The sequence below is a fragment of the Lentibacillus sp. genome, assembly GCF_035301675.1.
GTDB lineage: Bacteria > Bacillota > Bacilli > Bacillales > Amphibacillaceae > Lentibacillus.
Map to the genome: position 1 here is coordinate 1 of NZ_DATGTT010000062.1, position 20,317 is coordinate 20,317.

Here is a 20,317-nt window from a genome sequence, read left to right on the forward strand (position 1 = left end):
CCGATCAATCTCTTTCATGGCTTGCTTTCAAATTGATACAGGGTTTCATTGGTCTTCCGTCAAAAACAGATTCTGACATCCGACCTCTTACCTCTGACATCTTTGTCATACTGGTTGTTTTGTTCAGTTTTCAAGGAGCAAAGTGGGCCTGGGTGGACTCGAACCACCGACCTCACGCTTATCAGGCGTGCGCTCTGACCGACTGAGCTACAGGCCCTTGAATGGAGCGGGTGATGGGAATCGAACCCACGACATCAGCTTGGAAGGCTGAGGTTTTACCACTAAACTACACCCGCAAAGAGTCAGATAGATAACTTAATAAATTTTCGATGGTCGGGAAGACAGGATTTGAACCTGCGACCCCATGGTCCCAAACCATGTGCTCTGCCAAGCTGAGCTACTTCCCGTTAGAATGGCGCGCCCGAGAGGAGTCGAACCCCTAACCTTCTGATCCGTAGTCAGACGCTCTATCCAATTGAGCTACGGGCGCTTCAGGGTCGTCTTAAAGCGACGTCCACCAATATACCAAGAATTCAACGGTTTGTCAATAATTTAAATGCGGTCGAGAGGACTTGAACCTCCACGGGATAAACTCCCACTAGGCCCTCAACCTAGCGCGTCTGCCATTCCGCCACGACCGCATATTTGAGCAAAATATATTGCCGTGAACACCACAGCAATTTAATTAATGAAAATGCGGATGGAGGGAGTCGAACCCCCACGTCGCAAGACACTAGATCCTGGGTCTAGCGCGTCTGCCAATTCCGCCACATCCGCAAAGAGTGGTGAGCCATGGAGGATTCGAACCTCCGACCCTCTGATTAAAAGTCAGATGCTCTGCCGACTGAGCTAATGGCTCATGTTGAGTTATAAAGGATTTTTTCACCTGGCGAAAATCATGTACAGGAAAATGACGTTCATATTTATTGCCCGAATCAAATTCTTGCACAGAAAATGGCTGGGCTAGCTGGATTCGAACCAGCGAATCACGGGATCAAAACCCGATGCCTTACCGCTTGGCTATAGCCCAACGAATGGCGGTCCGGACGGGACTCGAACCCGCGACCTCCTGCGTGACAGGCAGGCATTCTAACCAGCTGAACTACCGGACCCAACCGCTTTGGTTAAAAAATAAACAATGACCCGTACGGGATTCGAACCCGTGTTACCGCCGTGAAAGGGCGGTGTCTTAACCACTTGACCAACGGGCCATGATATGGCGGAGAAGGAGGGATTTGAACCCTCGCGCCGTTTACACGACCTACACCCTTAGCAGGGGCGCCTCTTCAGCCACTTGAGTACTTCTCCGTATAATGGCTCCACAGGCAGGATTCGAACCTGCGACCGATCGGTTAACAGCCGATTGCTCTACCACTGAGCTACTGTGGAATAATCTAAAGTGAATATCAAGGTATTACAATCATATGTTTTATGCTCGTCGCGCTACAAGATTATTCGATGATGCTGCACTCCTCGCATACCTGCACATAGAAGTTTGTTCAATGACGCCTGCGCCAGCATAATCTGAAGTGAACAGAAAACTCCTGTAAAACGCATAATTCCGTCTAACCTGACGCATAACAATTGAGTGATGCGCACTATGCAATCCACATCACATAATAAAACTGGAGATTAACTGCGACGAAAAATATATTACAATAGATAACCTTTAATGTCAATATCATTTGCAAAAAGTTTTAAAAGGATTCGCTTTAAAATTTCCGCTTGTTCCCCTCGTTTATTAAGGCTTAATTAATTTAACATGTGGAACATATTTCGTCAACATTCCTGTCAGCCATTTCATAGACAAAGCATTTTCAGCCTTCTTCATTATCCTTAACCAATTCCCCACGGCATTTTCCGCAGCGGTATTTGGCAAGGTTCACTCTGCGGACACGCCTGTATATATGACCGCATTTTTTACATCTGTAAGTATGCTTGTAGCGGTTTTCAGTTGATGGCAGCGGCGAACAATGCCTGGGTGACCCGGTCATCCTTAGAAGGTTCTTGAAATCTTTGTCACCGTGTTTATAACCTTTTCCTTCTATATGAAGGTGGTAATGACAAAGTTCATGTTTAATAATACCGATAATTTCTTCTTCATCAAATTCAGACGTATATTTGGGGTTCATTTCGATCGTTCGCCTAGCGGGAACATAGCGTCCGCCAGTTGTTCTGAGCCGGTGATTGTAGATTGCTTTATCATGAAACGGTTTCCCGAAAAATTTTATTGATATATCATGCACAACCTCATTCAGTTCTTTTTTATCCAGCAGACTCATGAATATCATCCTCACAGGCTAATCAATAATATTCTACCATAGCATTAAGGAATGTTAAATGAACATTTTATCAGCCCGCTTATTTACAATAATTTTAAATAAACATTGATTTTTGATAGATTTCTATTATAATAGAAAGTGTACAAAACATTTCATTTAAGGAGAGGTGTTTAGATAGTGAGTAACGAAAGGAAAAGAATGACGACGGCTTCCGGCGCTCCTGTCGGCGATAATCAGAATTCGATCACTGCAGGCGAAAGAGGTCCGACTTTAATTCAAGATGTTCACTTTTTGGAAAAAATGGCTCATTTTGATAGAGAGCGTATTCCTGAACGCGTTGTTCATGCTAAAGGTGCAGGCGCATTCGGGTATTTCGAAGTAACAAACGATGAGATTTCCAAATACACCAAAGCTGATTTCCTTAGTGAAAAAGGAAAACGCACAGAAATGTTTGCACGTTTTTCAACTGTCGCCGGCGAACTGGGATCTGCTGATACAGTAAGGGACCCGCGCGGCTTCGCTTTGAAATTCTATACCGATGAAGGAAACTATGACCTGGTGGGCAACAATACACCGCTTTTCTTTATTCGTGATGCCATTAAGTTCCCTGATTTTATCCATACACAAAAGCGCAATCCACGTACAGGATTGAAAGATAAAGATGCGGTCTGGGATTTCTGGTCATTATCACCGGAATCACTCCATCAGATCACATACTTGCACGGTGACCGGGGAATTCCTGCAACTTTCCGTCATATGAATGGTTACGGCAGCCATACTTATAAATGGGTAAATGATCAAGGTGAAGCATTCTGGGTAAAATACCACTTCATCAGTGATCAGGGTGTTAAAGGTCTGGATGTTGACGTAGCCGACCAGCTTGCCGGAGAACAGCCTGATTATCATAGGGAAGATTTGTTCAATGCCATTGAAAATGGTGACTGCCCTTCTTGGACACTATACGTTCAGATCATTCCTTATGAAGATTATAAGACGTATAAATGGGATATTTTTGATGTTACCAAAACAGTATCACAAAAAGATTATCCGCGTATCGAAGTTGGAAAAATGGTGTTGAACCGCAATCCTGAGAATCACTTTGCTGATGTTGAGCAATCCGCCCTTTCACCAGCAAATCTGGTTCCCGGAATTGAAACATCACCAGATAAAATGCTGCAAGGCCGTCTGTTCAGTTATTCTGATACACAGCGCTATCGCTTAGGCGTTAACCACCAGCAGATTCCGGTTAACCGTCCAAAGGTAGACGTCAACCATTATCAGCGTGATGGCTATATGTCTGTTAACGGCAATGGTGGCGGAAAACCGGTCTATGAGCCAAACAGTGTGGATGGACCAGTTGAAGATCCAGCATCAAAAATCAGTCCGTTTTCAACAGACGGTTTTGCTGACAGCGTAGCGTATGACAGTCAAGATCATTATACACAGCCGGGTGATCTTTATCGTCTGATGAGTGAAGATGAGAGATCCCGTCTTGTGAAAAACTTTGCCGATCATATGCGGTCGGTTACACGTGATGACATTAAACTGCGGCAAATCGAGCATTTCTATAAAGCTGACCCTGATTGGGGAGAGCGGGTTGCTGAAGAATTAGGCTTATCCGTTCCAGCAAGTGTTAAGTAATCGTATATAAAGAAAAAAGCTGATGATCACATAAGATCATCAGCTTTTTTTACTTTCAATCATCGAAAGTGCAACCCTTCCTTTATCGATATCGACGTTTTCTACCCATACCGTGACAACATCACCCACTGAAGAGACATCCATCGGGTGTTTGACAAATTTATGGGACATTTTAGAGATATGAACCAATCCATCCTGTTTGACGCCAATATCTACAAAAACACCGAAATCGACAACATTGCGGACGGTGCCCTGCATTTCCATGCCCGGCTGCAAATCTTCCAACGATAAAACATTTTGTTTCAGGAGCGGCTTTGGCAAATCGTCTCGCGGATCCCGCTCAGGCCGGCTCAATGCTGCAATAATATCTCTTAAAGTCGGTTCACCAATCTCCAATTCATCCGTCATACCTTTTACATTCACGGTGTCCAGTTTTTCACGAAGTTTATCGCTTCCGACATCCCCCATATCAAATCCAACCATTTTCAGCAGCTTTTCGACCTGTCCATAGCTTTCAGGATGGATTGGGGTTCGATCGAGCGGATTTTCGCCATCGACTACGCGGAGAAAACCGATTCCCTGCTCATAGGTCTTATCACCCAGCCGCGGAATCTTCTTAAGCTGGTTCCGGTTTATGAACTTTCCATCTTCATTCCGTTTTTTCACGATATTATTTGCAACCGTTTTGCTTAGGCCGGCGACATACTGCAATAATGAAGGCGAGGCTGTATTAACATTGACACCAACCTGGTTGACGGCAGTTTCCACTACAAATGTCAGGGATTCATTCAATGCCTTCTGGCTGACATCATGCTGGTACTGCCCGACACCAATCGATTTCGGATCAATTTTTACGAATTCAGCCAATGGGTCCTGCACTCTTCTGGCAATCGATGCAGCACTGCGTTCCTCTACCTGGAGGTCAGGGAATTCCTCCCGTGCCAGTTTGGATGCGGAATATACACTCGCACCAGCTTCGTTGACAATGATATAAGGAATATCCAATGAGTGTTTGCCGATTACATCGGATAGGAATTGTTCAGTCTCCCTTGAGGCAGTCCCGTTTCCAATGGCAATCAACTCAACATTAAACTGTTTGATAAACTCCAGAACGATTCGCTCGGCACCAGCTGTATCTTTCTTTGGTGGCGTGGGATACATAACATCCACTTTATGGACTTTGCCTGTTTCATCAACGGCAGCCAGTTTGCAGCCTGTCCGGTATGCCGGGTCCACACCAAGCACCATTTTTCCTTTTAATGGGGGCTGAAGCAGGAGGTTCTTCAGATTCTTGGAGAATACTTCAATCGACTGCTCTTCTGCTTTTTCCGTTAAGCTGCTTCGGATTTCCCGTTCAACAGCAGGCTGAACCAAACGCTTGAGGCTGTCTTCAATCGCATCCCGGAGTATCCCGGCCGTTTCCTGATTAGCTTTGTTTGTGATGACTTTGCGCTGCAAATATTCTAGTATGCGCTCAGTCGGCGGTTCAACCGAAACTTTCAGCACATTCTCTTTTTCGCCGCGGTTTAAAGCTAAAATACGATGGGAGACCAATGAGCGGACGGCCTCGTCATATGCATAATACATTTCATAGATCCCTTTTTCATCCTTATCTGTGTCTTTGCCTTCTGCATGGACCATGCCGCGCTTAAATGTCTCACCGCGGATGTAATCACGATGTTCCGGATCGTCCGAAATCCATTCAGCTATAATATCATTAACACCTTTAAGCACCTCATCGATTGAATTTAATTCGTGTTCCTCTGATAAGAAGTTTGCTGCTTCAATGGAGATATTACTTATATCCTGTTCCCATACACGTGCAGCTAAGGGTTCGAGTCCTTTTTCCTTCGCCTTTGCAGCTCTTGTCCGGCGTTTTTGTTTGTATGGCCGGTATAAATCTTCCACACGCTGCAATTGTGTGGCCATTGTGATGTCATGTTTCAATTCTTCGGTGAGCTTTCCCTGCTCATCAATCAGCCGGATGACTTCTTCTTTCCGTTCGGCCAGATTCACAGCATATTGCCACTTATCGTGAATCAATTTGATCTGAACCTCATCCAGTCCGCCTGTCGCTTCTTTCCGGTAACGTGCAATAAATGGCACCGTGTTGCCTTCATCCATTAGTGCGATTACTTTTTTCACAGTAGCAGCCTTTACGTCTGCTTCGTTTGCTACCCATTGTTCCAATTCAGTGGTCACATTCGTTCCTCCTCATTCAGCTGACAATCCTCTATCTACCATCTTCATTCTACCAAAAAGCCGCGAAAGAAAAAAAGACCGGCCTTCCAAGCCGATCCTAACCACGATAACTTATCGCAATTAATGTTGTATCATCCGTCCTTGTTACGCCATCTGTATAATCGGCAAACGTTTGAACAACCTGATGCACATCTTTGTTCAATAGAAACCGCTGTGATAAATCATTATCAGTGACACCATCAGAAAATAAAATAAAACGCGCGGCGTGCTCAAGTCCACCCGTCATAATTTTAAAAGGCCGGTGGTAGCCGGCGAGATAACCGGCGTTTGGAATATTACGCTTTTTCTCTCCGTTCGCATTAATGGTTAAAACACCGATATTTCCAATCGATGAAAACGAGTATTGATGTGTCCGGAAATCGATTCTCAAGATACCGATGACTGCTCCGCGCTTTCCCGACAGTTTCTGATTACATTTTTTAATAAGCTGCTCGACATTTGCATCAATATTATCCCGTATAATACTGATCACAATCTCAGAAGATTCTTTTGCAAATTCGCCGCTGCCTAAACCATCCGCAAGTGCACATATATATTCATTTTCGGTTTCAGTGTAGAAATAACTGTCACCACAGCAATATTGATTCTTCTTTGCTTTTTGAAAGACAGCTGTTTCTACTTTGTTGTTCCTCAATCCAGAATCTCCGTACTTTCATTCTGTAATGCCTCGCGGAGTTTCCGTAATGAGCGACGCTGCAGTCTTGAAACATGCATCTGAGAAATCCCGAGTTTTTCGCCTGTTTCTTTCTGACTCATGTGTTCAAAATAAGTGGATCGCAAAATCTCCTGTTCGCGCTCGGAAAGGACAGGGAGTATTTTTTCCAGCAGCATCCGCTGATCGACATTGTCATATCCGCTGTCACTGTTGCCGACCAGATCCAAAATGGCAACGGTACTGCCTTCAGAATCGGCTTCAATTTTTCTGTCTACGGACAGGGCTTTATAGCTTTTACCCATCTCCATTGTTTCAAGCACTTCTTCCTCGGACACATTTAAATGATCTGCAATTTCCGGAACGGTCGGTGAGTTCTGGTTTTCCGTTGTCAGCTCGTCTGCAGCTTTCTTGATTTTCGGACCTAATTCCTTAATCCGGCGCGGAACATGGACACTCCATGTTTTATCACGGATGAACCGTTTAATTTCACCGATAATCGTCGGTATGGCGAATGACTCAAATGATTTGCCAAATGAAGCATCGTAACGTCTGACGGCGGCAATCAGACCGATCATTCCCACTTGGGTCAAGTCTTCATGTATACTGCTGTTTTTTGAATACTTCCTGGCAATGGATTCAACCAAATCCGTATAAGCCAGTACAATCGTTTCCTGGAGTGCTTCATTTTCCGGGTCTTTCTGGAGGTGTTCGATACATTGGTATATTTCATCCTGGTTCTTATTGGGTTGTTGAGATTTGGTCGTCATCAAGACCCACCTCTGCTTCATGAAGGTACTTTGTCATTAAAACGACAACACCATGATTGTTATTAATTTCTACTTTATCCATTAATGCATCAATCAGGAAAAGGCCAAAGCCTCCCTCAGACAAATTTTCAACAGACTCTGTCCCCTCGTAAGGTCCAATCCCCCCTTTTATTTCACTGAGATTAAAGCTGTCTCCTTGATCAGATACCATAACCTCCAGTCGATCATCATATATACCAAACCCAATTGTTACTTCACCGCTGTCCTCCTGATAATAGGCGTGATCAACAACATTTGTAATCGCCTCGGAGATCGCTACTTTCAAATCTTCAATTGCTTCGTATGCAAAACCCTGCCGGTTCGCAATACCTGAAACACTGAGACGGACCACCCCAACATATTCCGGTCTGGCGGGCACTTTCATTTCCACAAAATCAAATTTTTCCATTATTCATTTCCACCTCGAATTGCAGTATCAATTGTAATTAATTCATCAAGACCTGTAATCCGGAACAACCGTAATACCCGATCCTGCAAATCAACCAAACGCATCTCACTGTTGTGTTCTTTCGTTGATTTTAACGCACTGATAAAAATTCCCAGGCCTGTACTGTCCATATAATGTACATCTTCCAAATTCACTTCTGTCAGATGCCCTTCTTTTTTCGTCAGCGGCAATAAGTTTTCTTTCAGCTTTGGCGCAGTATAGGCGTCGATTTCTCCTGAAAGCTTTACAACAGACTTCTCGTTACCCTCTGCAGCATCAATCTTCAAATTCATGAGCATCCTCCTATATAGAGCTTTTATATCCTGTCATTTTTTATACTTACCATTGCCTTATTCCCAGTATAAATGACGATTAAACCTCTTTTCGCATAACAATCAGCGTAAAATCATCACGTAGCTGAAAGTCCTGCATTCGTTCAAAATGCTTATAAACTTTATTAACCATTTCCTGGGCAGGCAAATCTGTGTATTGCTCGATGACTTCCAATACCTCCTCCGTTTCTATAAAACGGTCGCCCTGTCTGCATTCTGTCACACCATCTGTCAATAGGATGGCCATATCACCCTTATGGATTGTACGTTCATACTCCCGGTAATCGGCATCAGGGCTTACCCCAAGTACAAGCCCTTTTGCTTTAATTTCTTCAAATGTCTGTGTTTCGGCACTGTAATAAAAACCTGGCTCATGACCGGCGGATGCGTACCATAATTTATTTTCATACGGAAGAAATTGCGCATAAAACATAGTGATGAACATACTGGAGTCAACGTTTCGTTCCACAACCCGATTTAAATTTTTCAGTATTGTTTTTGGGCTTACAGTTGCTTTAGGCAGGCTGTCCATGGAGTATTTGATCATTGACATGCATAATGCTGCTGGTATCCCTTTTCCAATTACATCGGCAACAGCTATTCCTAACGAATCATCGTCACCCATGAGAAAATGGTAATAATCACCGCTCATTTGGTTTGCCGGGACACTGATAACACCAATATCCAAACCGTCAATGTCAGGTTTCGTCGTCGTCAGCAAGGTATCCTGCATGTTCGCCGCCACAGCGATTTCCGATTTGAGTTCCGATTGTTCCTCCCTCAGTGAACGGTATTCCTGGTGAGCAATCCCGTAAGAAATCATTACTTCCAGTAAGAAGCTCATGGAATGCTGAAAGTACTCCGGTATATCCGGATATAATTCTGACATTGCCCGGATATGGAGGTTGATTATCTCGTCAGGTGGAATATTGTCTTTTATAAACGCTTTGCTGAGTTGTTCAGCACCATAAAGGGATTGTTCATCCCGTATTTCAATGTAATGTTTTAATAAATTACGATAATTGCTGATATCCGTATTCAGTGTCGCCATTCAACTCGTCCCCCTTATGGCAAAACAGCAAAAGGTATGAGCGCCAACGTACGTTCCCCCCTTTTGCTGATGATTTCTTTACTATTTTACCCCGCCCTAACGGTCAGTAACCCGCCGAAGTACGACGGTTAACTGTCCATAAATGCCCGATTCTGTTCAACTAACATTCAGTGGGAAAGGGCGTCCCACTGAATGAAATTTCACTTTACCTCAGCCATTTCATCACTCTGATTTCGGTCCCTTCCCCTTCTTCTGATTGAATGTCAAATTGATCAACCAGACGCTTCACACCCGGAAGCCCCGCCCCCAGACCGCCGGATGTGGAATACCCATCCTCCATCACCCGGCTGATATTTTGTATTCCGGGACCGGTATCAAGCGAAAAAACACATAAACCTTTACGATCCATCTCATCAGTAATTTCAAAACATATCTTTCCCCTGTCCGCATATAAATATATATTACGGGCAAGTTCCGATATAGCAGTGGCAAGCCGGGCCTGATCCACCGTGCCAAACCCAATTTCACGCGCTCTTTCCCTGCCAAGCTGACGTGCTTTAACAATATCCCACTCTTGTTTAATTTCTACACAGGATTTGGGATTCATACTCATTCCCCCAATTCCTGATGCAGCTTAATCAGTCCTTGTTCCAAGTCTAATGCAGTTGGCACGTCCTTCAAGTGCACACCCAGGTCAATCAGTGTAACAGCAACTGCAGGCTGAATACCGGTCAATACAACTTTGGCACCCATCAAATCTGACATTGTCACAACATCTCCTAGCACCTTTGCAATAAAGGAGTCAATGATCTCCACCGATGTCAGATCAATGACAACACCTGTAGAACCCGTTTGATGTATCTTGTCCAACAGATCCTCCTGAAACTGTATTGCCGTATTATCATCAATCTCCGTCTGAATCGAGATAAGCAAATAATCATGTAATTTTAAAATAGGTATCCGCATGTAATCACTCCCCGCCAAGCGACTCAATCATTTGTTCAATCGCATTGTCCTTCTCTTTCGTATCGATAATTTTGCGGTCAGTCAGTTCAAGGGCTTTAATAAATCCTTTTCTCAGTGAGCTTTTGGTTGGGAATTTACCTAAATCGATGCCAAGATTCACGATTGTCTGGGCAATTTCAGGGCGTATACCTACAAGGATACACGTTGATCCTACAAGACGGACCGCCTCAGCTGCCTGGATAATGTGGTGTGCAACCATCGTGTCCACAACCGGGACACCGGTTATATCAATTAAAACAACTTCGGAATTATGTTTCATTACCCCATCAAGCAAGTTTTCCATAATTAATTTGGCGCGCTCCGTATCAATCGTTCCGACCAATGGCATAATGGTGATATTATCCATCACCGGGATAAGCGGGGCGGATAATTCCTGAAGTGCCACGCGCTGCAGGGACAGGATATTTTCCCAGTTCCCCGAATATTCATTAACCAATTGCCTGATCAGCGGTTCAACCCATTCATCAACACTATGAAACAGCTCAGAAATGTAGCCGGTATCAATCTGATCGGTTTGCTGCAGAATAAAATCCATGGTCACCCGCCGGAAAACCTGCAGGCCATCTGTTATGTAACTCACTTTCCAGCCCAGGTTGATCAGCTTTTCGGAAAACTCTTTCAGATGTTTCGTATCTCCCTGATCCTTAATACTGTTGAAAATAATATTGACAAATTCCCGATTCGTACTTTCAAGTAATTCATCTGAAACACTATCCGTGTAATTAAAACCTTTCAGTGTCTCAATTTCATCAATCCACTTTTGGACGATAACATCACTGTTATCCAATACAATTTTTCTGAAATTCCTATCCATATTTTCCTCCTGCTATTTATTCTGAATCATAAATAGTTTTTTGAAAATTATATTTTATTTTTTCCTGTTAATTTTATATTTTATCATAGAATAAGTCAAAATTCGATAAAGTGTGTGTTCAAAACGGGGGGATTACATGCGGGAGGATTTTTAATCACACAAAAAAAGCATCCCTACTTCCAGTCAGAAATGGGGACACCCTTTATTGATCATACATTTCTTTCAGTCCAAGACTGATTTCCAGCGCTTTATCAATCTTTTCCATCATATGCTTATCCAGCTTTGTGATTTTGTCGGTCAACCGCTGCTTATCCAACGTTCTGATTTGTTCCAGCAATATAACCGAGTTACGGTCAAATCCATACCGTTTCGCGTTTATCTCGACATGTGTCGGGAGCTTGGCCTTCTGAATCTGAGCAGTTATAGCAGCAACAATAACCGTTGGGCTGAAGCGGTTACCGATATCATTTTGCAGAATCAGCACTGGGCGTATACCGCCTTGCTCTGATCCCACAACAGGGGATAAGTCGGCGAAATAAACTTCGCCTCTTTGAACGATCAAGTGCCTTACACCCCGATCACTGAGCGCTGTAAGTTGTTTTTCTCAGCTTCTTCTTCGGCCTGAAAAGCTTCTGAAGCGATTGTCAGATTAATATTAGCCATTTCCATATACCCTTGCTGCATCGACTCACGAAAATGCTGGACATGCTCTTCTTTTTTTTGCTCCAGATAATTTCTCGTTGCTTGACAGATGAAATCACTTAAGTCACTATTTTCATACTTCATTAGTCCATCCACCTCGTTTAGCAGGTTCTTTGGTATTCTTACTGAAATCTCCTGTGAGCTCTCTGACAAAACCATACACCTCCGACAACTTGTAAGACGATCTTTATTGAATTCTTTTTCAATAATATCATTGTATTGAATGGTTTGCAAAGGCTTCTTGGAATTATTTTTTGGAAGGCCTGTTTTCTTCCAGGCATATTTTATCTGATTTCAAACTAATATATTCTGCTGAATTATCCTGTACACATTAAACGGCTCCTGTTACTATCATATTGTTTCAGAGCGTTATTATGCCAACGAATTTTGACAGGCACTGTTTATAATTTAGTCGCAATTCAATCCGTTTTATACTTTCTTGGAACGCGCTCAGATATCATACACGGAATTTCATAATTGATTGTCTCCAATTTTTCTGCGATTTCATCGGCTTCAATTTCGTCGTCACCCTGTTTTCCTATTAACGTTACCTTTGTACCCACAGGATATTCCTTGTCAAGTTTAATCATCGTTTGATCCATCGTAATCCGGCCGACAACCGGCATCCTTTTTCCGTCGACCAAAACGTCCACCCCCTGCAGTTTACGGGCCCAGCCATCGGCATAGCCGATCGGAATAGTGCCGATATATTCCTCATCTGCCGTTGTATAAATGGCACCGTAGCTGATGGACTCACCCGGATCCATTTTTTTCACATGGATAAGTCTGCTGTGCAATGAAAAGGCCGGCTTCAGATCAATCTCATGTTCATCTTTTAACACATCCGAGGGGTATAAGCCGTACATCGATATGCCAAACCGTATATAATCATACATCCGTTCAGGAAAACGTATCGATGCAGCACTATTGCCAATGTGGACCACAGCAGGTTCATGCCAAATGGATTCAAACGTTTTAAGAAAATGGTTAAACCGGCTGTGCTGCATTTCAAAGTAATCAAAGCCTGCATCATCAGCCGTAGCAAAATGGGTGAAAATGCCGGTCAAATGAATCCCCGAGCTGCTGCGAATTTCTTCCGTGATCTCTTTTAATTCTTCTTCTGTCCGCAACCCTACACGTCCCATGCCTGTATCCCATTTCATATGGACTTTCACTGGTGAAGGGAGTGACAGCCGGTTCACATCACGGATCCATTCCTTTTGAAAGCACGTTAACGTAATGTCATAGTTTACCGCTGCCGGGACATCCTCGGGTAATATCCGTCCGAATACCAGAATCGGCACTGTAATATTGGCGTCACGCAACATTAACGCCTCTTCCAGCAATGCCACTGCAAGCATCTTCGCCCCCGATGCCAGAGCTTTTTCAGCAACTTCCACCGCACCATGACCGTATGCATCGGCTTTAACGACCGCTATAACAGCACAGTGACCGGGCAGTCTACTTCGCATTTCATCAATATTATGGCCGATTGCTGCAAGATCCACTTCAGCCCACGTACTCCGATACATTTTATTGCCCAAAGAAATCCCCTCTTTGCCGTTTACCTTACATTTTACCGAAAAAAAGCAAAAATAAAAAGCAGACCCCCTCTCTGCCAGAGTCTGCTTGCTACGCTTCATTTACTTCACTTCTTTACCTTTGACAGATTGTGCCACTTCAATTAATTCTTCCCTGGTTAATTCTTCACTTGCCAGAACAAAACTCTTTCCCCCACTGAACCACTCAATGGTATTGTCAGACAAGGCACCTATCGCGTGTCCTATATTCACGATTTCGCCTTGAACCATCTGTGGGGAGGACATGGTTGGCACGACGTCCTGTTTTTCCTGAATCAGTGTGAATTTCTTTTCGCCGGAGAAAGTCATAATAACCCTTTCGCCATTCTCCGTTTCAACCTGTGATTCCTCAACGAGTTCAGAACCTGCCATATTCTGTGGGTAAACAACGCTGAATGTGTCCGCTTTGCCATCCCCGGAAGCCGTTTCTTCAGCAGATTCTTTTGTCATATATTTCTCTCTCGCAAAATCGCCATCTTCAAAACTGGGGTCTGAATCAAATTCAGAGAAATTAACCTGTACCAAAGCATTTCGGTCTTTATCAAGCACTTCCACCATTTCCGGAGTATAGGACTTTTTATCAAAGTAAACCTTCTGGTATGGCAGATTATTGTTGCTTTGATAGTTTGTTTTGGTTTCAAAAACGTAATGATCCTCGCTTACTTTGAATTCAGCTTCATTATCTTTCAGTATATCGGTGACAAGTGATTGATAAAGGTATGGCTGGCTGCCGTTCTCCGGCCACTCTTTTTGGAACTTGAAGCTTTTATTCAATGCCGGCGACAGAACAAAAACCCCGTCTTCATTTTTCAAAATGATTTGGCTTCCCTTTTCATCTTGATCATTGTTAAGTTTCACACGATACAGATCTTTTTTCTTATGCCAGATGTCTATATTATACTTCTGTTCCTCCTGCCCGGTATTCATCGTCATTTCGGCCTTGGCTTTATATCCGTTCATGGATTCAAGGTTAGATTCCAATTTCTTCACAACATCCTCCTGGGACTGTTCGCCACAGGCGGAAAGTGTAAAGATTAAGCCGAAGATAATCACAACCCACATTCCAAACATTTTTTTCATGGACATTTCTCCCTTGTCGCATTCAAACATTTTGCGGGCTGTTAACCGACGAAGGGAAGGCTGTTGTCACGGTTTTATCAGAAATGTACGATAGACATCTGTGATGCCTTTAATGACATCGGTGGCCATCAGATCATAGACTGAATATGTCTTTTCAGTGAGCAGTTCAGCAGCTTTTCCATGTACGAAACAGGCATTGGATAACGCATCGGAAACAGTCTGGGGCTGCATGATCATCGCCAGTAAGATTCCGGAAAGCACATCACCGCTTCCGCCTTTGGCCAGACCCTGGTTACCGGCGATGCTGACTGTTTGTATGCCTTCAGGCGTTGTGATGATTGTGAACATTCCTTTAAGAATGACGTGAATCTGATATTTTTCAGCAAACATTTTTGTATATGCAAACGGTGATTGCAGCAGTTCCGGTACTGATATGTCCAAGAGCATCGCCATCTCCCCCGGATGAGGTGTCAGGACAACAGGATTTGTTCGATCATAAAGCCTTTCCAGCAGCGGCTGCAAATGGTACAGACCGTCTGCATCGACAATCAGCGGACACTGTGCTTCGACTGCCTGTTTTACCAATTCACCGGCTTCTTCATGACGCCCAAGTCCCATGCCAAGAACGGCTGCATCAAATTGGTCAAAAGGGATGGCTCTCTGACCATTCAAGAAGCCGTCCGTGTCATCCAGCGTCAGGTATGTTGCTTCCATACAATGTGATGCAACTGTCGGTATCACACTTTTGGCTGTGGCAACTGCCATCAGGCCGGCACCTGTCCGTAACGCAGCATTAGCAGTCATCGCAATCGATCCGGGCATTTCCGCATTGCCTCCGATGACCAGCCCGCGCCCGTGATTGCCTTTATGGGCATTACGCTTCCGCTCGGGCATCGTCGCCTGAAAATCTTCAGGCATCCAGATCTGCCGTTGTACATGGTTTGCTGTTATTTTCTTCGGGAGTCCGAATGAAACCGTCGACCACTTCCCGTAATAAGAGGATGTGGATTCCAAGAACGCACTCAACTTCGGGTATCCGGCGACGATTGTTTCATTGGCTTGTACCGCTTGAAAGTCCCCCATTCCTTCACCAGCCGGCAGTCCTGATGGGATATCTGCCGAAATGATATACGAAGCCGACTCATTCATAATGGTGACAATTTCATCGAGCGGTTCCCGGAGCATTCCCTTTGTTCCAATCCCCAGTATGGCATCGACAATCACATCCGCTTCTCTTACAATCACCTCGTTTTCGTGTGGCTGGCGAGTAACACGGACTTCCCCGCCACATCTGATTAATAAATTTTTGTGCAAAAGTGCATCACCGGCAATTTTCTCATTCGGTACAACCTGCACAACGGCTACAACGTATCCTTTGTCCATCAGTGCTCTGGCAATCACGAACCCATCGCCGCCATTATTTCCGCTCCCGGCAAAAATCAGAATGCGGTCCGTTTTTCTGATGCGTGTTTCAATCCTGTCTGCCATGGCCCTGCCTGCATTTTCCATCAACATCCTGCCATCAATGCCTATGTCATGAATGGCCCCATGATCCATATCGTACATTTCTTCTGCGGTGACAATATACACGCTATTCCCTCCTGCCCGCACTAGAATATATGAGACAACCTTTTCAATTATGCAAAGTCACCCGTTAAAGGATATTCACTCCTTTTTCCCTTATAAGCCCTTATAAGTGCGTATTTAAAAGGGAGGATAATAACAAGGAGCGAGAAGTTCGGTCCCTCATTGCTGCCGGACTTTTTGAACATCCTCTAAAACAACTTGCGCTACTGCATAGTCCCTGCTGTGCGTAATGGATATAAATATGTTCCAGTTCTCATAGCCGGCAACGTCCATCACCGGCGCACCATATGTATCTGTGGTCACTTCGATGTTCTTAAAACTCAGTTTACCAATACCGCGGCCTGCAGCCTTCGAAAAAGCCTCCTTCGCAGCAAATCTCCCCGCGAGGTATTCAATCTGCCGCCGATTATTTTTCAGTGCATCATAAAATGCTTTTTCCGATTGTGTCAGAATTCTGCCGGCAAATCGTCCGTTTCGCTGTACACTATGCTGTATCCGATCCAGTTCAATTAAGTCAATACCTATACCCTTAATCATAAAAATCGCTTTCCTCTCTCCGGAAAATTGTTTATCATTATACTAAAATCGCGTATTCTAGTAAGATTAAAATGGTCATACTATAGAATGCAATACTACCATTATACTACCCTGCAGCACCCGTTCATAAAACCAGGTTTTGAAGAACAAAGGCTCGGGGCGCCCGTTTAGCGACGTACGGACTGCGTCTGCGCGTCACAGGTCGCAGATGGGTCGGCGCTGCCGCGCATCGCGGCGGTTTTAGCCGATCTGCCCCTGTTGACTTATCGGACGGAGGTGAGGGAATTCTCGCTACAGCTATTAGCGCTGGAGCCGGACGCAGCTTATCTCGTCAATAAGAATATCGCTAAAAAATTCTTGTCCAGTTAAAAAAGATTTCATACATTTTCCGGAAAGATGAGAGGTGCATTCATGTTTATACGGAACGAACGCAGCGTTAAAGAATTTATGCAATTATATCCGGTTGTTGCCTGGCTGATCATCATTCAGCTTGTCCTTTGGCTTCTGACCGGCTTTTTGCACACCCCGCTTGGCAACCTGATAAGGGATTGGGGAATGGGTGTCAACTTTTACATCAGTCAGGGTGAATACTGGCGGCTGATAACATCGATTTTTCTCCATGCCGGACTCATGCATGTCCTGTTTAATTCATTTGCACTTGTTCTATTCGGCCCCGCTCTGGAGCAGATGCTCGGCAAACTGAAGTTCATCGCCACTTTCCTTGGGGCAGGTCTGATCGGCAATCTGGCTACGTTCCTGCTAGGACCTGCGCTTTACTCACACGTGGGTGCATCCGGAGCCATTTACGGCTTGTTTGGCATTTATGCTTTTATGGTTGCTTTCCGAAAGCATTTGATTGACCCGTCAAGCTCCCAAATTATCACAATCATTTTGGTGATCGGTCTGATTATGACATTTGTACGTTCAGGCATTAACGTTTATGCTCATGTGTTCGGCTTTATCGGCGGCTTTGCGCTCGCACCGCTTGTATTGAATAGTGTCCGTCCATATACACCGTGGCTGAGACGGGGATACGTTGATGACGAATCCGTCCGGTTTGACCCAAATCGCTGGCAAAAAAAGCAGCGGAATAAAAAGATTTTCAAAAGCGGTCTTTGGATTTTCCTCGGGATCCTTGTCATACTTGGACTATTCAGCAGAATATTTTAGTATAATGCTTGGGTAAGTTTTAACCCACCGCTGCGGAAAAATACTTGGTGCTTGTCGTGTTGCAAGTGCTTTCAGTGAAGCAGCACTTCTCGCAACCCGGGGCTTATTCGGTGGATGTTTCGCTCGCCGCACTGCAGAGTCTCACCTAGGTCGCTGGGCGCTGGAGCCGGACGTGGCATTTTTTTGATAAAGCATTTCTAGAGCTAAAATTTTATGCTTTCTTATCTTTTAAAAATCCGAACTGATTCGAAAACTAACTGAAGAATTTTGAATCATAGTTCGGATTTTCTTTATTTCAATACTTTTGTCCCAACCTCTTTTAATTCCTCCGCGAATACCAATCCGATAGTTCATCGGTATGTGATTCTTCAAGATCCTTGATGGTAAAGTGCGTACCTGTACCCATTCTCCCCACTATCGAAAGCGTCATGCTGGCAAGGCTCTGTAATTGATGCATTTTATGCTGTTTTTTCTCAAATGCCTGGATTCGTTTATGATACAGCATGATTGTATTTCTGCTGAAGACACGATGCCTTATCGTCAACTTTTGATCCTCCACATTAAAGCCGCCATCCTTATGACGGAGCCAGCCTAGGAACACACTGGCAATCAGCAGTAATATCGGTATCCAGACAAAAGATGGTAAGAATATGGCCGCTGCTGCAACAATCAGCAGAAACAGCACCGAAGAACGTATGATATAAAATTTCCGCGCCCGTTTCGGCAATGGTGTCAGTTCATGCTGAATCCCGGCATAATCAGGCAGAAACGTTTCCAGGAATTGCTCCACTTCATCCTGCTTCATAATCGGAAAAAGAATCGATGAAAAATCTTCCCCTTTATCCATGGAACCACCGGCAATTTCTGCATACACTGTGACATAGCCGAGCGGCTGTCTGATCACACTTTCCTGAATACCAACAGCCTGGATGCGCTTTAACGGTATGGTTGATTGTTTTTTTTCCAATAGACCGCGTGTTATAAACAGCTCATTTTCGTTTTTTGTAATCGTAAATTTGCCATATTTGATCATCGTTCCGGCAATCCCCAGAAGCCAAAGTAATAATAAGACAAAAATAACCATCACAATTAAAATAATGATCCCTAATCCGATAACCCACTCCAGTGTCTCATCATAAAATGATTCCGGAATAAATTGCTCGAGCTCGGAGAAACCGGCTGCTGTCAGAGCTAAAATGACACCGATGCTGCCTGATGTGGTTCCCGCTATAAACAACCGTTTAAAGCTGATCGTGGTGGACGGATTTGTTTGTTCCGCCGGTTCCTCATGATACTCCTCATCGTCAGCCTGTTGCTGCACGCCGGATGCTTTCAACTCTGTCCTGAGCGCCTCCCCTTCTGCCAGTTTAACCGCACTAAGCGAGGCTTCAGCACTCATGCCGGATCCTGCCGTTTCAATCTCCACCTTTGTCAGTTTAAAAATCCGGTGAATGACGCCTGATGTCAGATCGATCGATTGAATACGGTTTTTTGATATAAAGCGTTTCTTGCGGATAAAAACCCCATATTCAATACGCAGTTCATCATCTTCAATACGGTAAGTATAGCGATACCATGTCAGTATACTGGTCGCAATAAAAATGATCACCAGCCCTGCTAAAATCAGAGCAAAATACAGCAGTGATTCATCCCTGAATGTAATAAAACCAAGGATTATGGCAAATAAAAATTCCTTTACCGTTCTAATTAAATTAAAAATAATCGCTGCCGGGTGTAATCGTTTCGCTTCAAACATCGTCTTCATCCACCCTTGCCAGTGCCGAAATCCTGTCCCTCAGTTCCGATGCATCTTCCTCTACGAGAGCAGGTATTTCGTGGGTAGTAGCGGCAGTCGAAATTTCCACACTTGCCAGGTCATATTTTTTCAAAATGGGGCCCTGTTTTGTATCAACATGCTGTACACGGATCATCGGTACAAGCGTGCGTGACACAATCAAGATCCCGTGCTGAATATAAATCTCCTGCTCGAACACTTCATAGCGCCATCTCTTCCAGCGAAGTTTTGGCAGTACAAACACAAATAAAATAGTTGTTATTACGCTGATTAATACTGCTCCGGCACCATACCAATAAGAAAATTCAAATATAAAGGCCAATACGAAGAGTGCAATCGTTATTAGCCAGATTATCCCTTCAGCGATTGCAGCTGAAATTTTCCATGCCTTGATCGCATCGGGTGCAATTCGGTTAACCGGCGGCTGTCGCATAATCGTCACTTCCCCTATTAAAATTAGTTCCATTATCCTATACGGATTTATATTATCAAAGTTTCGACATTTTTAACAGTTAATGACAGTCGAAAATACTTCAGATGCTGTTATGA

At 44.1% G+C, this 20,317-nt stretch carries 20 protein-coding genes and 12 tRNA genes; 2 read left to right on the forward strand and 30 right to left on the reverse strand.

Going from position 1 to position 20,317, the window contains the following annotated elements; translation table 11 throughout:
• Positions 1–143 precede the first annotated feature (143 nt).
• The 13 genes from VK097_RS10825 to VK097_RS10885 form a co-directional block, all read right to left on the reverse strand.
• Positions 144–217: transfer RNA gene (locus tag VK097_RS10825), tRNA-Ile, on the reverse strand.
• Positions 218–222: 5 nt separating this feature from the next.
• Positions 223–296 (reverse strand) — tRNA-Gly (locus VK097_RS10830).
• A 34-nt stretch (positions 297–330) separates the two neighbouring features.
• Positions 331–407, reverse strand: a tRNA-Pro gene (locus VK097_RS10835).
• A 6-nt stretch (positions 408–413) separates the two neighbouring features.
• Positions 414–490 (reverse strand) — tRNA-Arg (locus tag VK097_RS10840).
• A 67-nt stretch (positions 491–557) separates the two neighbouring features.
• A tRNA-Leu gene (locus tag VK097_RS10845) sits at positions 558–641 on the reverse strand.
• Positions 642–695: 54 nt separating this feature from the next.
• Positions 696–777: transfer RNA gene (locus tag VK097_RS10850), tRNA-Leu, on the reverse strand.
• A 6-nt stretch (positions 778–783) separates the two neighbouring features.
• Positions 784–859 (reverse strand) — tRNA-Lys (locus tag VK097_RS10855).
• A gap of 96 nt (positions 860–955) precedes the next feature.
• A tRNA-Gln gene (locus tag VK097_RS10860) sits at positions 956–1,030 on the reverse strand.
• 5 nt (positions 1,031–1,035) lie between these two features.
• A tRNA-Asp gene (locus VK097_RS10865) sits at positions 1,036–1,112 on the reverse strand.
• Positions 1,113–1,139: 27 nt separating this feature from the next.
• A tRNA-Glu gene (locus VK097_RS10870) sits at positions 1,140–1,211 on the reverse strand.
• 6 nt (positions 1,212–1,217) lie between these two features.
• Positions 1,218–1,308: transfer RNA gene (locus tag VK097_RS10875), tRNA-Ser, on the reverse strand.
• Positions 1,309–1,314: 6 nt separating this feature from the next.
• A tRNA-Asn gene (locus tag VK097_RS10880) sits at positions 1,315–1,389 on the reverse strand.
• Between the two features lie 428 nt (positions 1,390–1,817).
• Positions 1,818–2,282: a SprT family protein gene (locus VK097_RS10885; protein ID WP_324211827.1), complete on the reverse strand. Its 465-nt coding sequence runs from the start codon at positions 2,280–2,282 to the stop codon at positions 1,818–1,820.
• A 177-nt stretch (positions 2,283–2,459) separates the two neighbouring features.
• On the opposite strand from VK097_RS10885, the gene VK097_RS10890 reads away from it, so the two are divergent.
• A complete protein-coding gene (locus tag VK097_RS10890) occupies positions 2,460–3,923 on the forward strand; it encodes a catalase (RefSeq protein WP_324211828.1) in 1,464 nt (487 codons plus the stop codon).
• Between the two features lie 39 nt (positions 3,924–3,962).
• Here VK097_RS10890 and VK097_RS10895 read toward each other — a convergent pair whose 3' ends face one another.
• From VK097_RS10895 to acpS, 15 genes are all read right to left on the reverse strand, one after another.
• Positions 3,963–6,125 carry a Tex family protein gene (locus VK097_RS10895; protein ID WP_324211829.1) on the reverse strand — a complete coding sequence of 721 codons (2,163 nt, stop codon included), beginning with the start codon at positions 6,123–6,125 and terminating at the stop codon, positions 3,963–3,965.
• 97 nt (positions 6,126–6,222) lie between these two features.
• Positions 6,223–6,819, reverse strand: a complete 597-nt coding sequence (locus VK097_RS10900; RefSeq protein ID WP_324211830.1) for a SpoIIE family protein phosphatase — start codon at positions 6,817–6,819, stop codon at positions 6,223–6,225.
• Entirely contained in the window at positions 6,816–7,607 is a 792-nt protein-coding gene (sigB, locus tag VK097_RS10905; protein ID WP_324211831.1) for an RNA polymerase sigma factor SigB, read from the reverse strand. The genes VK097_RS10900 and sigB overlap by 4 nt, the downstream gene beginning before the upstream one ends.
• Positions 7,579–8,055 (reverse strand): anti-sigma B factor RsbW, encoded by a 477-nt coding sequence (rsbW, locus tag VK097_RS10910; protein ID WP_324211832.1) that lies wholly within the window; start codon positions 8,053–8,055, stop codon positions 7,579–7,581. The genes sigB and rsbW overlap by 29 nt, the downstream gene beginning before the upstream one ends.
• A complete protein-coding gene (locus VK097_RS10915) occupies positions 8,055–8,387 on the reverse strand; it encodes an STAS domain-containing protein (RefSeq protein WP_324211833.1) in 333 nt (110 codons plus the stop codon). The genes rsbW and VK097_RS10915 overlap by 1 nt, the downstream gene beginning before the upstream one ends.
• A gap of 79 nt (positions 8,388–8,466) precedes the next feature.
• Positions 8,467–9,477: a PP2C family protein-serine/threonine phosphatase gene (locus VK097_RS10920; protein WP_324211834.1), complete on the reverse strand. Its 1,011-nt coding sequence runs from the start codon at positions 9,475–9,477 to the stop codon at positions 8,467–8,469.
• A gap of 205 nt (positions 9,478–9,682) precedes the next feature.
• Complete coding sequence (locus VK097_RS10925) at positions 9,683–10,084, reverse strand: anti-sigma regulatory factor (protein ID WP_324211835.1); 402 nt, start codon at positions 10,082–10,084, stop codon at positions 9,683–9,685.
• Positions 10,085–10,086: 2 nt separating this feature from the next.
• Positions 10,087–10,443 (reverse strand): STAS domain-containing protein, encoded by a 357-nt coding sequence (locus tag VK097_RS10930; RefSeq protein WP_324211836.1) that lies wholly within the window; start codon positions 10,441–10,443, stop codon positions 10,087–10,089.
• 4 nt (positions 10,444–10,447) lie between these two features.
• Positions 10,448–11,317: an RsbT co-antagonist protein RsbRA gene (locus VK097_RS10935; RefSeq protein WP_324211837.1), complete on the reverse strand. Its 870-nt coding sequence runs from the start codon at positions 11,315–11,317 to the stop codon at positions 10,448–10,450.
• 202 nt (positions 11,318–11,519) lie between these two features.
• Positions 11,520–11,879, reverse strand: coding sequence for a type II toxin-antitoxin system PemK/MazF family toxin (locus VK097_RS10940; protein WP_010529410.1), 360 nt, complete (start codon positions 11,877–11,879; stop codon positions 11,520–11,522).
• A 5-nt stretch (positions 11,880–11,884) separates the two neighbouring features.
• A complete protein-coding gene (locus VK097_RS10945) occupies positions 11,885–12,172 on the reverse strand; it encodes a CopG family ribbon-helix-helix protein (protein WP_324211838.1) in 288 nt (95 codons plus the stop codon).
• Between the two features lie 266 nt (positions 12,173–12,438).
• Positions 12,439–13,563 (reverse strand): alanine racemase, encoded by a 1,125-nt coding sequence (gene alr / locus VK097_RS10950; RefSeq protein ID WP_324211839.1) that lies wholly within the window; start codon positions 13,561–13,563, stop codon positions 12,439–12,441.
• Positions 13,564–13,662: 99 nt separating this feature from the next.
• Positions 13,663–14,679 carry a LolA family protein gene (locus VK097_RS10955; RefSeq protein WP_324211840.1) on the reverse strand — a complete coding sequence of 339 codons (1,017 nt, stop codon included), beginning with the start codon at positions 14,677–14,679 and terminating at the stop codon, positions 13,663–13,665.
• Positions 14,680–14,745: 66 nt separating this feature from the next.
• Positions 14,746–16,269: an NAD(P)H-hydrate dehydratase gene (locus VK097_RS10960; RefSeq protein WP_324211841.1), complete on the reverse strand. Its 1,524-nt coding sequence runs from the start codon at positions 16,267–16,269 to the stop codon at positions 14,746–14,748.
• Between the two features lie 156 nt (positions 16,270–16,425).
• On the reverse strand, positions 16,426–16,803 hold the full coding sequence (gene acpS / locus VK097_RS10965; protein WP_324211842.1) for a holo-ACP synthase: 378 nt from the start codon (positions 16,801–16,803) through the stop codon (positions 16,426–16,428).
• Between the two features lie 411 nt (positions 16,804–17,214).
• Between acpS and VK097_RS10970 the strand changes: the two genes are divergently transcribed.
• The gene (locus VK097_RS10970; RefSeq protein ID WP_324211843.1) at positions 17,215–17,973 is read left to right on the forward strand and encodes a rhomboid family intramembrane serine protease; all 759 of its coding nucleotides are present in this window, start codon (positions 17,215–17,217) and stop codon (positions 17,971–17,973) included.
• Positions 17,974–18,292: 319 nt separating this feature from the next.
• On the opposite strand, the gene VK097_RS10975 is transcribed toward VK097_RS10970, so the two are convergent.
• Complete coding sequence (locus VK097_RS10975) at positions 18,293–19,729, reverse strand: PH domain-containing protein (RefSeq protein WP_324211844.1); 1,437 nt, start codon at positions 19,727–19,729, stop codon at positions 18,293–18,295.
• On the reverse strand, positions 19,722–20,201 hold the full coding sequence (locus tag VK097_RS10980; RefSeq protein WP_324211858.1) for a PH domain-containing protein: 480 nt from the start codon (positions 20,199–20,201) through the stop codon (positions 19,722–19,724). Before VK097_RS10980 ends, VK097_RS10975 begins: the two co-directional genes overlap by 8 nt.
• Between the last annotated feature and the right edge of the window lie 116 nt (positions 20,202–20,317).

What these genes read in the sequence shown, in the direction of transcription:
- VK097_RS10930 (WP_324211836.1), bottom strand. Translation starts at nt 10,443, where the DNA reads ATGCGGATACCTATTTTAAAATTACATGATTATTTGCTTATCTCGATT.
- VK097_RS10980 (WP_324211858.1), bottom strand. Translation starts at nt 20,201, where the DNA reads ATGCGACAGCCGCCGGTTAACCGAATTGCACCCGATGCGATCAAGGCA.
- VK097_RS10975 (WP_324211844.1), bottom strand. Translation starts at nt 19,729, where the DNA reads ATGTTTGAAGCGAAACGATTACACCCGGCAGCGATTATTTTTAATTTA.
- rsbW (WP_324211832.1), bottom strand. Translation starts at nt 8,055, where the DNA reads ATGGAAAAATTTGATTTTGTGGAAATGAAAGTGCCCGCCAGACCGGAA.
- VK097_RS10915 (WP_324211833.1), bottom strand. Translation starts at nt 8,387, where the DNA reads ATGAATTTGAAGATTGATGCTGCAGAGGGTAACGAGAAGTCTGTTGTA.
- VK097_RS10935 (WP_324211837.1), bottom strand. Translation starts at nt 11,317, where the DNA reads ATGGATAGGAATTTCAGAAAAATTGTATTGGATAACAGTGATGTTATC.
- VK097_RS10925 (WP_324211835.1), bottom strand. Translation starts at nt 10,084, where the DNA reads ATGAATCCCAAATCCTGTGTAGAAATTAAACAAGAGTGGGATATTGTT.
- sigB (WP_324211831.1), bottom strand. Translation starts at nt 7,607, where the DNA reads ATGACGACCAAATCTCAACAACCCAATAAGAACCAGGATGAAATATAC.
- acpS (WP_324211842.1), bottom strand. Translation starts at nt 16,803, where the DNA reads ATGATTAAGGGTATAGGTATTGACTTAATTGAACTGGATCGGATACAG.
- VK097_RS10955 (WP_324211840.1), bottom strand. Translation starts at nt 14,679, where the DNA reads ATGAAAAAAATGTTTGGAATGTGGGTTGTGATTATCTTCGGCTTAATC.
- VK097_RS10885 (WP_324211827.1), bottom strand. Translation starts at nt 2,282, where the DNA reads ATGAGTCTGCTGGATAAAAAAGAACTGAATGAGGTTGTGCATGATATA.
- VK097_RS10970 (WP_324211843.1), top strand. Translation starts at nt 17,215, where the DNA reads ATGTTTATACGGAACGAACGCAGCGTTAAAGAATTTATGCAATTATAT.
- VK097_RS10920 (WP_324211834.1), bottom strand. Translation starts at nt 9,477, where the DNA reads ATGGCGACACTGAATACGGATATCAGCAATTATCGTAATTTATTAAAA.